The sequence below is a fragment of the Serratia sp. Je.1.23.a genome (genome assembly GCF_051129805.1).
GTDB classification, from domain to species: Bacteria; Pseudomonadota; Gammaproteobacteria; order Enterobacterales; family Enterobacteriaceae; genus Serratia; species Serratia liquefaciens.
This window is the reverse complement of the sequence record NZ_JBCPSR010000003.1, coordinates 601,873-615,987: the sequence shown is the minus strand read 5'-3', so window position 1 is coordinate 615,987 and position 14,115 is coordinate 601,873. Positions and strand designations below refer to the sequence as shown.

At 56.8% G+C, this 14,115-nt stretch carries 9 protein-coding genes; 7 read left to right on the top strand and 2 right to left on the bottom strand.

What is annotated here, in order from left to right; all coding sequences use genetic code 11:
• Window positions 1–174: 174 nt before the first annotated feature.
• The gene (locus AAZT04_RS15100) at window positions 175–1,227 is read right to left on the bottom strand and encodes a DUF2157 domain-containing protein (RefSeq protein ID WP_046372889.1); all 1,053 of its coding nucleotides are present in this window, start codon (window positions 1,225–1,227) and stop codon (window positions 175–177) included.
• A gap of 184 nt (window positions 1,228–1,411) precedes the next feature.
• Here AAZT04_RS15100 and tadA point away from each other — a divergent pair, with 184 nt between their 5' ends.
• Window positions 1,412–1,924 (top strand): tRNA adenosine(34) deaminase TadA, encoded by a 513-nt coding sequence (gene tadA, locus AAZT04_RS15095; protein ID WP_044554547.1) that lies wholly within the window; start codon window positions 1,412–1,414, stop codon window positions 1,922–1,924.
• Here tadA and mltF read toward each other — a convergent pair whose 3' ends face one another.
• On the bottom strand, window positions 1,925–3,385 hold the full coding sequence (gene mltF, locus AAZT04_RS15090) for a membrane-bound lytic murein transglycosylase MltF (RefSeq protein ID WP_041415604.1): 1,461 nt from the start codon (window positions 3,383–3,385) through the stop codon (window positions 1,925–1,927).
• Window positions 3,386–3,661: 276 nt separating this feature from the next.
• Between mltF and purL the strand changes: the two genes are divergently transcribed.
• From purL to glnB, 6 genes are all read left to right on the top strand, one after another.
• Complete coding sequence (gene purL / locus AAZT04_RS15085) at window positions 3,662–7,555, top strand: phosphoribosylformylglycinamidine synthase (protein WP_434680810.1); 3,894 nt, start codon at window positions 3,662–3,664, stop codon at window positions 7,553–7,555.
• Window positions 7,556–8,358: 803 nt separating this feature from the next.
• A complete protein-coding gene (locus AAZT04_RS15080; RefSeq protein ID WP_020828188.1) occupies window positions 8,359–9,795 on the top strand; it encodes a sensor histidine kinase in 1,437 nt (478 codons plus the stop codon).
• A gap of 2 nt (window positions 9,796–9,797) precedes the next feature.
• Window positions 9,798–10,667 carry a two-component system QseEF-associated lipoprotein QseG gene (qseG, locus tag AAZT04_RS15075; protein ID WP_020828187.1) on the top strand — a complete coding sequence of 290 codons (870 nt, stop codon included), beginning with the start codon at window positions 9,798–9,800 and terminating at the stop codon, window positions 10,665–10,667.
• Window positions 10,664–12,001, top strand: a complete 1,338-nt coding sequence (glrR, locus tag AAZT04_RS15070) for a two-component system response regulator GlrR (RefSeq protein WP_020828186.1) — start codon at window positions 10,664–10,666, stop codon at window positions 11,999–12,001. The genes qseG and glrR overlap by 4 nt, the downstream gene beginning before the upstream one ends.
• A 128-nt stretch (window positions 12,002–12,129) precedes the next feature.
• Window positions 12,130–13,752 carry an NAD+ synthase gene (locus tag AAZT04_RS15065; protein WP_020828185.1) on the top strand — a complete coding sequence of 541 codons (1,623 nt, stop codon included), beginning with the start codon at window positions 12,130–12,132 and terminating at the stop codon, window positions 13,750–13,752.
• A 10-nt stretch (window positions 13,753–13,762) separates the two neighbouring features.
• Window positions 13,763–14,101 (top strand): nitrogen regulatory protein P-II, encoded by a 339-nt coding sequence (gene glnB, locus AAZT04_RS15060; protein WP_004847623.1) that lies wholly within the window; start codon window positions 13,763–13,765, stop codon window positions 14,099–14,101.
• The last annotated feature ends 14 nt before the right edge of the window (window positions 14,102–14,115 follow it).

The following is a 14,115-nucleotide window of genomic DNA, read 5'->3' as shown; positions in this document are numbered from 1 at the left end:
TTGCTTGCCTCAAACACTACTCCGCTAATTATTAAGTCATCATGATCTATCGCAACATCAAGGTGGTTAGGTCAGGTGATTGATTTAGTTTTAGTTTAACCATTTACACTTTGTGGGTTTAACCCGATTAGAGTCAAACCCAGCAGTAACTCTTACCGTTAAAACCGCATGGGTTCAATCATCGGTTTGGTCGTGCGGCTTACGGCCCAATTGCCAGACTTTTTCCGCGTAATGCCCCAGCGCCCATAGGCTCAGGCCGAGCACCACAAAGAAAATTGCCTTGGGCATGGCGTTCCAGAAAAATTCGAAGAAGCGGGTATAAAGGTTAATACCGAGGAAGGTCAATCCAAACCCACGCAGCATGGCATCGTCGCGTTTCAGCCCCAGCCAGATGCACCCGACGGCGGCGATGCCGAACAACAGACTCCAGTGGAGCAGTTCAATCTGGCGTGCGTTATACCAGCTGTCGAGATCGCCATAATTACCAAAGATCGACAACAGCCACAGCGCGATGAACAGATACAGCAAGCCCATCGCCAGCGAAACTCGCTCCAGTCCACGGCGAGCGAGCAGTGGTTGCAACAGCAGCGCCGCGGCGATCAGCACCACGCCAAAGGCGATAAAGCGAATCGGGAAACTCATGCCCAGCCAATAAGCGCCCCAGCCGGACAGATAGCCGGTCTCGGCACCAAAAGCATTGCCGAGCGACAGCAGGGCAAACCACCATACCAGCCCTGAGCGGCCGCACCAGCCAATCACGCCATACAGCAGCGCGGCGAACATCAGCAGCAATGAAACTCGGCCACTGCCGTTATCCAGCCAGACCCCCATTTGCCACAGGGCGCAGGCGGTGAACAGCACGGCAACGAACAAGGCGGCTTCATTACCATAGCGTTTCTCCGGATGTTGACTGCGACGGTTCAGCGCCCAGACATAGCAAAGAGCGGCTAACATGGCGGCAATTATCATACGTACCGGCGCATCGAAACGGAACAATTCACCCAAGCGGTAAAGTAACATGCTGTCGGCGAACAGGCTGCTTATGGCAATCACCAGCGAAGCCAGCGCGGCGAGAAATGCATAACGTGCCAGCCGTCGCCAGTCGAAGGGCTGTACTTCAACGTGTTGCAGCAGCTGTTGCTGCTGTTGCGCCGTTAGCGCACCTTCATCTACCCAGCCGTCCAGTGCTTTGCGCACGATGGTGGCGTTCTTCTTGCTGAATTTCATGTTTTCTATCCTTGAAAAACACTGTTAATAGACAAGTATATACCGGTTGAATTTCAAGCGATAGAAAGTCGCACTGCCGCCGTTTTCTGGGGGACAAATATATTCACCCCGGTTAACACGGGCGCAGCATGCAGCGCCGCTACTGTGTATAATGCCCGCCGCAAAGTGCACGAGGAATAATGCAATGACTGAATATAACGATGAATACTGGATGCGTCAGGCATTGCGGCTGGCCCTGCGTGCGCAGGAAGAGGGAGAGGTGCCGGTCGGGGCGCTGTTGGTACTGGACAATCAGGTGATTGGCGAAGGCTGGAACCGGCCGATTGGCCGCCACGATCCGACCGCGCATGCAGAAATCATGGCGCTGCGGCAGGGCGGGGCCGTATTGCAGAATTACCGCCTGTTGAATGCGACCTTGTACGTGACCCTGGAGCCGTGCGTGATGTGTGCGGGGGCGATGGTGCATAGCCGCATTCGTCGGTTGGTTTACGGTGCTGCCGATGTGAAAACCGGGGCAGCGGGATCGCTGGTGGATATTTTACGCCATCCCGGTATGAATCATCAGGTGGAGATCCTCTCCGGCGTGCTGGCCGAGGAATGCGCAGCTACCTTGAGCAACTTTTTCCGCATGCGCCGTGAACAGCAAAAGGCGTTGAAGCAAGCGCAACGCGCGCAGGCAGATAAGGACCCTGAATAATCAGAAGTTAAGTGCCAACTCCGGCGCCACTGCCGGATAGCCTTTCCCCAGCTCCGCCTGTTCGGCCGCTTCCTGCGCCGCTTTTCTTTCCCTTTCTTGCAGATACCCCACCAGGCTGACCTGATAGCGGCGGATGTTTTCCACGTAGTTATAGGCTTCGCGTCCGCGCGCATAGCCGTAGGTCAACTGCGGGTAGTAGCGCTTCTGGCTGAGCATCGGCAGGCGCTGTTTGACGTCGACCCAACTGTCCGGGTTGCCTTTTTGCATTTTGGTCAGCTTGCGGGCGTCGAGCATATGGCCCCAGCCCATGTTGTAGGCCGCCAGCGCAAACCAGATACGCTCATCTTCCGGCACGCTGTCGGGCACCTTGGCCATCAGCCGCTGTAAATAGAGTGCGCCCCCCTGAATGCTCTCCTCGGGATCCAGACGATCGTTAACCCCCAGACCGTCGGCGGTGGCCCGCGTCAGCATCATCAGACCGCGAACGCCGGTGGGTGAAGTGGCCTGCGGATTCCAGTGCGATTCCTGATAGGCAATGGCGGCCAGCAGCTTCCAGTCGATCTCGCTGGCGTATTTTTCAAACAGCGAACGGAAGGTGGGCAGTACCGAATCTATCGCCGACAGGAAGGTTTTGGTATCAACGTAATCGAAACTGCCCACGTGGCCGAGGTATTTTTCTTCCAGCCGCGCCAGCGTGCCGTCGTCCACCATCTGGCTGTAAAAATCCAGCATGGCCGCATACAGGCTGTCGTCGGTACCGCGTTTCAGGTACCAGGTGACAGGTTCTTCATCGGTGACGTCGAAAGCCACCGCCAGCTGCGGATGGATGCGCTGCAGCAGGGCGATGGTCACGGAGTCGCCGAGGGTGTAATCCAGTTTGCCGTCGGCGACCTGCTCGAGCAGCTCTTTGGAGGTGAGATCGCTGGAAGCTTCCCAACTGAGGTCCGGGAACTTACTTTGTTTGAGCTGTTTCAGCGTGCTGACGTGGGCCGAGCCGGAGGCGACCGCCAGCTTGCCTTTAATATCGGCAAAGCTTTTGGGGCGTGCGGTGCCCAGGCGATAAACCAACTGCTGGGAAACGGAATAGTAAGCAGGGCCGGTTCGGGCGCGACTGAGACGATCCTGATTGTAGATCAGGCCGGCGGCCAGCAGGTCGGCATCGTCATCGTCCAGATCGTCGAACAGGTCGTTGATGTTTTTATGCGGGATCACCACCAATTTCACCCCCAGATAGTTAGCGAAACGTTTCGCCAGCTCGTAGTCGAGGCCACTTGGCCCCTGCTTGGTGGTGAAATAGGTTAACGGCGAGTTTAGCGTACTGATACGCAACTCGCCGCGGGATTTGATCTCTTCGAGTTGCCCGCCCTGGCCGCCGCGCCAGGTAATATTGGGCCACAGGGCGAGCGCCAGAAGCAGGGTGACAACACCGATTAGAATGTAGTTTATTTTAAGGCGTTTCAAATAGTTATCCAGTGGTGGCACAGGTGCACTGCCGATTGTCATCCCGCTTTTTCTTATGGTTAAATCACCAGTGCCGGGGCATTTTGCGCAACAAAACGCCAGCGTGCAACTTTATTGATACGTTATGACAATTCGATGGCGCGAACAGCTTTTATCAATAATAGCTACGCAAACGGTTTCGTCTGTCGCGCAGATTCTCTATAATGGCGCGCGTTTTCCCCCTGTTGCGCCCAATGAAGTGCTGAAGTCAGTTGCTTCGAAGACGAGAGAACTTTGATTATGGAAATACTGCGTGGTTCGCCCGCTTTGTCGGCTTTTCGTGTTACCAAACTGTTGTCCCGCTGTCAGGACGCCCAACTTCCGGTCAGTGATATCTACGCCGAGTACGTCCACTTTGCCGATGTTAGCGCACCGCTCAATGCCGAAGAACACGGCAAGCTTACGCGCCTGCTCAAGTACGGTCCCTCTCTCGCCGAACATGCCCCTGAAGGTCGCCTGCTGTTGGTGACACCGCGTCCGGGCACCATTTCTCCCTGGTCTTCCAAAGCCACCGATATCGCCCATAACTGCGGTTTGAAGCAGGTGGTGCGGTTGGAGCGCGGTCTGGCGTTTTACGTCAAGGCACCGACGCTGACTGAAGCGCAGTGGCAACAGCTTGCCGCATTGCTGCACGACCGGATGATGGAAACCGTCTTCAGCAGCTTGCAACAGGCAGAACAGCTGTTTGCTCAGCATCAGCCGGCGCCTTATCAGGCGATCGATATGCTGGGGGAAGGGCGCAGCGCGCTGGAACAGGCCAACCTCAAGCTCGGTCTGGCGCTGGCCGAAGACGAAATCGACTATCTGCTGAATGCCTTTACCGGGCTGGGGCGCAACCCGACGGATATCGAACTCTATATGTTCGCGCAGGCCAACTCGGAGCACTGCCGTCATAAAATTTTCAACGCCGATTGGATCATCGACGGCGAACAGCAACCGAAGTCGCTGTTCAAAATGATCAAAAACACCTTCGAGCAGACGCCGGATTACGTGCTGTCGGCTTATAAAGACAACGCCGCCGTGATGGAAGGTTCGCAGGTTGGCCGTTTCTTCGCTGCGCCGCAAAGCGGTCAGTATGACTATCATCAGGAAGAGGCCCATATCCTGATGAAGGTGGAAACCCATAACCACCCGACGGCGATCTCCCCGTGGCCGGGTGCCGCTACCGGTTCCGGTGGCGAGATCCGCGACGAAGGCGCTACAGGTCGCGGTGCCAAACCCAAAGCCGGTCTGGTGGGCTTCTCGGTTTCCAACCTGCGCATCCCCGGCTTCGAGCAGCCCTGGGAGCAGGATTTTGGCAAGCCGGATCGCATCGTAACCGCACTGGATATCATGACCGACGGCCCACTGGGCGGCGCGGCGTTCAATAATGAATTTGGCCGTCCGGCGCTGGTGGGATACTTCCGTACCTACGAAGAACAGGTTAACAGCCATAACGGCGTCGAGCTGCGCGGTTATCACAAACCGATCATGCTGGCGGGCGGTATCGGCAACATCCGCGCCGATCACGTGCAAAAAGGTGAAATCACCGTCGGCGCCAAACTGGTGGTGCTGGGTGGCCCGGCGATGAACATCGGTCTGGGCGGCGGCGCAGCCTCTTCTATGGCCTCCGGCCAGTCCGACGCCGATCTGGATTTTGCCTCGGTACAGCGCGACAACCCGGAAATGGAGCGCCGCTGCCAGGAAGTGATCGACCGCTGCTGGCAGTTGGGCGAACAGAACCCGATTCTGTTTATCCACGATGTGGGGGCGGGCGGTTTGTCTAACGCCATGCCGGAGCTGGTCAGCGACGGTGGCCGCGGCGGCCGTTTCGAACTGCGCGATATCCTTAACGACGAACCGGGCATGAGCCCGCTGGAAGTCTGGTGCAATGAATCACAGGAACGCTATGTGATGGCGATTGCCCCGGCGCAGATGGCGCAGTTCGACGAGATTTGCCGCCGTGAGCGTGCCCCTTATGCAGTGATCGGTGAAGCCACCGAAGAACAGCATTTGACGCTGAACGACAGCCATTTCGACAACCAGCCGATCGACATGCCGTTGGACGTGCTGCTGGGCAAAACGCCGAAGATGACGCGCGACGTGACTCGTTTGCAGGCTAAAGGCCAGCCGGTACAGCGCGACAACATTACTCTGGCCGATGCGGTAAAACGCGTTCTGCACCTGCCGGCAGTTGCCGAGAAAACCTTCTTGATCACCATCGGCGACCGTACCGTGACCGGCATGGTGGCACGCGATCAGATGGTCGGGCCATGGCAGATCCCGGTAGCCGACTGCGCGGTTACCACCGCCAGCCTGGACAGTTACTACGGTGAAGCGATGTCGATCGGCGAACGCGCGCCGGTTGCCCTGCTGGACTTTGCCGCTTCCGGCCGCCTGGCGGTGGGGGAAGCGCTGACCAACCTGGCGGCGACCGAGATCGGTTCGCTCAAGCGCGTCAAACTTTCCGCTAACTGGATGGCGGCAGCCGGTCACCCGGGTGAAGATGCCGGCCTGTATGAAGCGGTAAAAGCGGTGGGCGAAGAGCTTTGCCCGGCGCTGGGCATCACCATTCCGGTGGGCAAAGACTCAATGTCGATGAAAACCCGCTGGCAGGAAGGCAACGAGCAGCGCGAAATGACGTCGCCGTTGTCTCTGGTGATCACTGGTTTTGCCCGCGTGGAAGATGTTCGCCACACCGTGACGCCACAACTGCGTACCGACAAGGGCGACACGGCATTGCTGCTCATCGACCTGGGTAACGGCCATAACGCGCTGGGCGCCACTGCTCTGGCACAGGTTTACCGTCAACTGGGCGACAAACCGGCCGATGTGCGTAACGTCGAGCAACTGGCAGGTTTCTTCAACGCGATGCAACAATTGGTCGCCGACCGCGCACTGCTGGCCTACCACGACCGCTCCGATGGCGGTCTGTTGGTGACGCTGGCGGAAATGGCGTTTGCTGGCCACTGCGGTGTACAGGTAGATATTCAAGGGTTGGGCGACGACGCGCTGGCAGCGCTGTTCAACGAAGAGTTGGGCGCGGTGATTCAGGTGACGGCCGATCGGCTTGAAGCGGTCCAACAGGCGTTTGCTCAGCATGGCCTGACGGACAATGTGCACCACATCGGCAGCGTACAGGCCGGCGATCGCTTTGTGATTACCCAGGGCGACAAACCGGTGTACAGCGAAAGCCGTACCACGTTACGCACCTGGTGGGCGGAAACGACCTGGCAGATGCAGCGCCTGCGCGATAACCCTGAATGTGCCGATCAGGAGCACCAGACCAAGCAGAATGAACGCGATCCTGGCCTGAACGTCAAACTGAGCTTCGCACCTGAAGAAGATATTGCAGCACCTTATATCGCCAAGGGGGCTCGTCCTAAAGTTGCTGTACTGCGTGAGCAGGGCGTTAACTCCCACGTTGAGATGGCGGCGGCATTCCATCGCGCCGGCTTTGATGCGGTGGACGTTCACATGAGCGATCTGCTGGAAGGGCGCCGTGACCTGCAGGACTTCCATACCCTGGTGGCCTGCGGCGGTTTCTCTTACGGTGACGTGTTGGGCGCAGGCGAAGGTTGGGCGAAGTCGATTCTGTTCAACGAGCGCGTGCGCGACGAGTTCGAATCTTTCTTCCACCGTCCGCAGACCCTGGCACTGGGCGTGTGCAACGGCTGTCAGATGATGTCGAACCTGCGCGATCTGATCCCCGGTGCCGAACATTGGCCGCGTTTCGTACGTAACCTGTCAGACCGTTTCGAGGCCCGTTTCAGCCTGGTGGAAGTGGCGGCCAGCCCGTCGCTGTTCATGCAGGGGATGGCGGGTTCGCGTATGCCGATTGCGGTATCGCATGGTGAAGGTCACGTCGAAGTGCGCGATACGGCACATCTGGCGGCGCTGGAGCATCATGGTCTGGTGGCGTTACGCTTTGTCGATAATGCCGGTCAGGTAACGGAAAGCTACCCGGCCAACCCGAACGGTTCGCCGAACGGTATCACCGCCGTCACCAGCGCCAATGGGCGTGCGACGGTAATGATGCCGCATCCGGAGCGTGTGTTCCGCACCGTCAGCAACTCATGGCATCCGGAAGAGTGGGGTGAAGACAGCCCGTGGATGCGCATGTTCCGCAACGCCCGTAAGCAGCTGGGCTAAGCGATAACGCTGTGCTAGCCGAAAGGGACGCAAGAGATTGCGTCCCTTTTCTATTAAGGCTATGGCGAGGACGATGGCGGTTGTCTGCATTTTGCGACAGAGGGTATTTTCATTGTCTCTAAAAAGAGACACGTAACTTATTGATTTTTAATGACCTGAAATTAATTGGCTTAAGTTGTCGGTTTTTGGCGACAGGGCGGTGTTTTTTTCTTCGCCCGCATGCCTGAGAATGAGAGTGCTTTGGCATTGATTTTATTTATTTTACTTTAAATTCATTGTGTTAATAAATATATTGAAAAGTTGGCACGTTAAGTGCATTATTCTGCTCAGTTGCTCATTCAACTTTTTATGACGGCCCCGTAAATAGACGGAACAGTTGCCTCATAAGCCCCCCGAATGATGCCAAAGAAATGGTGCCTATCGTCCAACCAAACCGATAACAGTCGCGTAAGCGCTTTATCAAGCATCGGGCGACACGTGGAGTGAGGCACCGCCTGTATCCAACTGTGATGAGTGTTCATCAATTCCGGATACTTACGGATGCTATTCGTCCTATTCGATGCCAGCCATTGTGCTACATCACCCTGGGGACGAGAATTAAGGGCATCCACACTTTCTTGCGATGGGGCAGTCTTGCCCCAACGTCAAATACCAAAGCATGCTCACCACTCTTTACCGACAAGTTCTGACCCGTACTCCCTATCTATGGCCTGATTCTCCTTATTTCCTGACGCTCCGCTGAACGCCGGGCTTTCCTCTCATCGGCGACTCGGTTAGCATCGAAGCAGACTAGAGACAATGAGATGATTTCGTTGAAAAGATGGCGTTTATTTCCCCGTTCGCTACGTCAACTGGTGTTGATGGCGTTCTTGCTGGTGCTGTTGCCGCTGCTGGTGTTGGCCTATCAGGCTTACCAGAGCCTGGATCACCTCAGCGCCCAGGCGGCGGACATTAACCGCACTACGTTGGTGGATGCACGACGCAGCGAGGCGATGACCAGCGTGGCGTTGGAAATGGAGCGTAGCTATCGCCAATATTGCGTGCTGGTGGATCCCACACTGGCGCGCCTCTATCAGAATCAGCGCAAACAGTATTCGCAAATGCTGGATGCCCATGCCCCAATCCTGCCGGATGAACGCTACTATCAAACCTTGCGCGATCTGTTGACTCAACTGGCAGCGATTAAATGCCAAAGCAGCGGTCCGGATCCGCAGGCTTCCACGCTGTTAGAATCGTTTTCACGCTCCAATGCCGAGATGGTACAGGCCACGCGCGCCGTGGTGTTTTCCCGTGGCCAGCAGTTACAGCAGGCGATTGCCGAGCGCGGTCAGTTCTTCGGCTGGCAGGCGCTGATGCTGTTTTTGGTCAGCGTGATGCTGGTGGTATTGTTCACCCGCATGATTATCGGCCCGGTCAAGGCGGTAGAGCGAATGATCAACCGTTTGGGGGAAGGGCGAGCCTTGGGCAGTACGGCTTCCTTTAAAGGGCCGCGTGAATTACGTTCGCTGGCACAGCGCATTATTTGGTTGAGCGAGCGCCTGGCCTGGCTGGAGTCGCAGCGCCATGAGTTCTTGCGCCATATCTCGCATGAACTGAAAACGCCGCTGGCCAGCATGCGTGAAGGCACCGAACTGCTGGCAGATGAAGTGGCAGGGCCGCTGACCTCCGATCAAAAAGAGGTGGTGACCATCCTCGATCAAAGCAGCCGACACCTGCAGCAACTGATTGAACAACTGCTGGATTACAACCGCAAGCTGGCCGATGGCCCGGCGGAACATGAAAATGTCGAGTTGACCGAAATGGTCGAGATGGTCGTGGCTGCGCACAGTTTGCCGGCCCGGGCAAAAATGATCCGCACCGAGATCCAACTGGATGCGGAAATATGCTGGGCAGAGCCTACTCTATTAATGCGCGTGCTGGATAATCTCTACTCCAATGCGGTGCACTACGGCAAGGAATCCGGTAACATTTGGATCCGCAGCCGTCAGGTTGGACAACGGGTGCAGATTGATGTCGCCAACAGCGGCACGCCAATCCCCGAGGCCGAGCAAACCATGATTTTCGAGCCTTTTTTCCAGGGTAGCCACCAGCGAAAAGGGGCGGTAAAAGGAAGCGGTCTGGGGCTGAGCATCGCGCAGGATTGTATCCGCCGGATGCGCGGTGAACTGCAGCTGGTTGAAGTCGCCGGCACAGACGTCTGTTTCCGTATTGAATTGCCATTAACCGCCGAGAATGAATAATAATGTACACATGGTCTAAACGCCTTCGTCTTACGCAGACCGAACGTTCACCGCGTGCCGCACTGGGTACGCCACTCGGCAAGCGTCGATTTTCTTTTTTAGGCAGCGTGCTTTTTATGCCGTTTCTGTTGGCAGGCTGTGTCGATCGCGCAGTCAGCGGTGGTCTGAATCAACCGCAGCAGGAAGCGATCCCGGACACCAAAGTGGTGGATTACCGCATTGCGGCCTGTGACAGTCTGTGGGCGCTGGATGATAAAGATGCATTGAATAATTCACTGTACTGGCTGCGCGCTATGGACTGTGCCGATCGTATCGGTTCAACCCAGGCACGTGCGCTGGCGAAAACTCTACCCGGCAACAGCTGGGACGGCATTTTCAAACAGAGCATTCTGCTGGGCAGCGCCGAACCAACTTCGGGCGAGCGCCGTCAGATTATCGATCGCCTGAACAGCTATCGCCTGGAGTTCCCAAGCTCGCTGCGCCCGCTGCTGCAGTTGTGGCGTCAACAGCAGGTACTGCAGGTCACCCTGTTTGATGAAAAAGCACGTTATCAGCACCTGCAGGAAAGCTCCGACAGCCAGATAGATCTGCTACGCCAGAATCAAATACGCCTACAAGCGCAGCTGCAGGATACGTCACGCAAGCTGGAAAACCTGACCGATATTGAACGTCAGCTCTCTTCACGCAAGCAACTGCAAAGTGAAATCCCGGATAACAGCGGGACACAGCCAAAAACCGACGCAGCGGGCAAGAAAGTGGCGCCGGCCAAGGCCGAAGAATCGGACGCCGAGCCGGAAAAGGGCACAGCCCTGCCGGTCGAGCCGGAAGATACCTACGCGCCGCCCGTTAATAAGGAGTCTCACGCGCAATGACAGCACGCAAACCGGCCAATTTGTTATTGGTTGACGACGATCCCAGCCTGCTCAAGCTGTTGGGCATGCGCCTGACCAGCGAAGGGTTTCATGTCACCACCGCCGAAAGTGGCCAGGAAGCGCTACGCCTGTTAGGGCGCGAGAAGATTGATCTGGTGATCAGCGATCTGCGGATGGATGAAATGGACGGCATGGCGCTGTTTGCCGAGATCCAAAAGCACCAACCGGGCATGCCGGTGATCATCCTGACCGCCCACGGTTCGATCCCGGACGCGGTGGCGGCCACTCAGCAGGGAGTGTTCAGCTTCCTGACCAAACCGGTGGACCGCGATGCGCTCTACAAAGCCATCGACGAAGCGCTGTCCCAATCATTACCGGCCGGTGACGACAGCTGGCGTGAGGATATCGTCACCCGCAGCCCTATTATGCTGCGCCTGCTGGAGCAGGCGAAAATGGTGGCGCAGTCAGACGTCAGCGTCTTGATCAACGGCCATAGTGGCACCGGTAAAGAAGTGTTGGCACAGGCGATCCACGGCGCCAGCCCGCGCGGCAAGAAGGCGTTTATCGCCATTAACTGCGGTGCGTTGCCGGAGCAACTACTGGAGTCCGAGCTGTTCGGTCATGCCAAAGGGGCGTTTACCGGCGCGGTCAGCAGCCGTGAAGGTTTGTTCCAGGCGGCGGCAGGCGGGACGCTGTTCCTCGACGAGATTGGCGATATGCCGCTTTCGCTGCAGGTGAAACTGTTGCGTGTATTGCAGGAGCGCAAAGTGCGTCCGCTGGGCAGTAACCGCGATCTGGACATCGATGTACGCATTATTTCCGCCACCCACCGCGATTTGCAAAAGGCGATGGCGAAAAACGAATTCCGCGAGGATTTGTATTATCGCCTCAACGTGGTGAACCTGAAGATCCCGGCGCTGAACGAGCGGGCCGAGGATATTCCGCTGCTGGCCAATCATCTGCTGCGTGAATCCGCCAAGCGACACAAGCCGTTTGTCCGCAGTTTCTCTTCGGACGCCATGAAACGCCTGATGACCGCCACCTGGCCGGGCAATGTGCGCCAATTGGTGAACGTGATCGAGCAGTGCGTGGCCCTGACTTCCGCACCTGTTATCAGCGAAGCGCTGGTAGAGCAGGCGTTGGAAGGGGAAAACACCGCCTTGCCGACTTTTGTCGAGGCACGTAATCAGTTTGAATTGCATTATTTACGCAAACTGTTGCAGATCACCAAGGGTAACGTCACCCAGGCCGCGCGCATGGCGGGTCGTAACCGTACCGAGTTTTATAAATTGCTGTCGCGCCATGAACTGGACGCCAACGACTTTAAAGAATGATGTTTTCCGCCGCGGCCTGCGCACGCAGGTTCTCAACAAACACGGCGGAATGATTTACACTCCGTTCTCAATTGCTGGCATGACCAAACGCAAAGCACCATGGAACGTATTAAGCGGGACCCTAAACAATGAGCAGATCACTTTCCATCGCACTGGCCCAGTTGAATCTGTTGGTCGGTGACATCGAAGGCAACACCGAACGAATGTTGCAAACCGTGCAACAGCAGCAGAAGGCGGGAGCCGATCTGGTCATGTTCACCGAACTGGCGCTGTCCGGCTATCCACCGGAAGACCTGCTGTATCGCAACGATTTTTACCAACGTTGTGACGAGCAACTTCTGCGTTTGCAGCAGGCCTCCACCGACGTGGCGATCCTGGTCGGCCACCCGTGGCGCGAAGGCGACAAACTCTATAATGCGCTGTCGCTGTTTTCTGAAGGGCAATTGCTGGCGCGTTACTTCAAGCAGCAGTTGCCGAACTACGGCGTATTCGACGAGAAGCGCTACTTCCAGGCCGGTAACGACACCTGCGTGGTTGAGCTGAAAGGCTACCGTTTGGGCCTGCTGATTTGCGAAGATCTGTGGTTCCCGGAGCCGGTGGATGCCGCCAAGGCCGCCGGAGCCGAAATGATTCTGTCGATCAACGCCTCACCTTACAACCGCGAAAAACCGTACATCCGTAAAACCCTGATGGCCGGTCATTGCCAGCGCACCCATTTGCCGCTGGTCTATCTGAACCAGATTGGCGGACAGGATGAACTGATTTTTGACGGTTGTTCGAAAGTCTTCGACGCGGCTGGCAACATGACCCATCGCCTGGCGGCGTTTGCCGAGCAGGTAACCCTGCTGGAATTCAACGAGCTGGACGTGGTGCCGATGACCGCTCCGGCCGCCGAGCTGCCGCAGTTGGCACAGGTCTATGAAGCCCTGGTGCTGGCGGTGCGCGATTACGTGACCAAAAACGGCTTCAAGGGTGCCGTGCTGGGGCTTTCTGGCGGTATCGATTCGGCGTTGACGCTGGCGATTGCCGTCGATGCGCTGGGCAAAGACAAGGTGCAGGCGCTGATGATGCCGTTCCGTTATACCGCGGACATCAGTATTGCCGACGCCAAGGAAGAAGCGGAAATCCTGGGCATTGAATTCGATATCGTTTCGATTGAGCCGATGTTCGACGCCTTTATGGGCCAGCTGACGCCAATGTTCGCTGGGACCGAGCGTGATACCACGGAAGAGAACCTGCAGGCGCGCTGTCGCGGCGTGGTGTTGATGGCGCTGTCCAACAAGCGTCGCAGCATCGTGTTGACCACCGGCAACAAAAGCGAGATGGCCGTAGGTTACGCCACGCTGTATGGTGATATGGCCGGTGGCTTCGACGTGTTGAAGGACGTGCCTAAAACGCTGGTGTTCAAACTGTCCGAATACCGCAATACTGTCTCTTACGTGATCCCGCAGCGTGTTATCGATCGTCCACCGTCCGCCGAGCTGGCGCCGGATCAGCTCGATCAGGACAGCCTGCCGCCGTACGACATTCTGGATGCGATTCTGGAAGGTTACGTCGAGCGCGATAAATCGGTTGCCGATCTGGTGGCCGAAGGCTTCGACGAGGCGATCGTTCGCAAAGTGATACGCCTGGTGGATATTAACGAATACAAGCGGCGTCAGGCCGCTGTCGGGCCGCGCATCACCGCCCGCAATTTCGGCAAAGACCGCCGCTACCCAATCACATCCGGCTTTGGCCGCAAAAATTGGTAAAGGAAAGAAGATGAAAAAGATCGACGCTATTATCAAGCCGTTCAAACTGGATGATGTCCGTGAAGCGCTGGCTGAAGTTGGCATTACCGGGATGACCGTGACCGAAGTGAAAGGCTTCGGCCGTCAGAAAGGGCACACTGAGCTGTACCGTGGCGCTGAGTACATGGTCGATTTTCTGCCGAAGGTGAAAATTGAGATCGTCGTGGCCGACGATATCGTCGATACCTGCGTGGAAACCATCATGCAGACCGCGCAGACCGGTAAAATCGGCGACGGTAAAATCTTTGTCTTCGACGTGGCGCGGGTGGTGCGTATCAGGACCGGCGAACAAGACGAAGAAGCTATTTAATGTGATCGTCTACC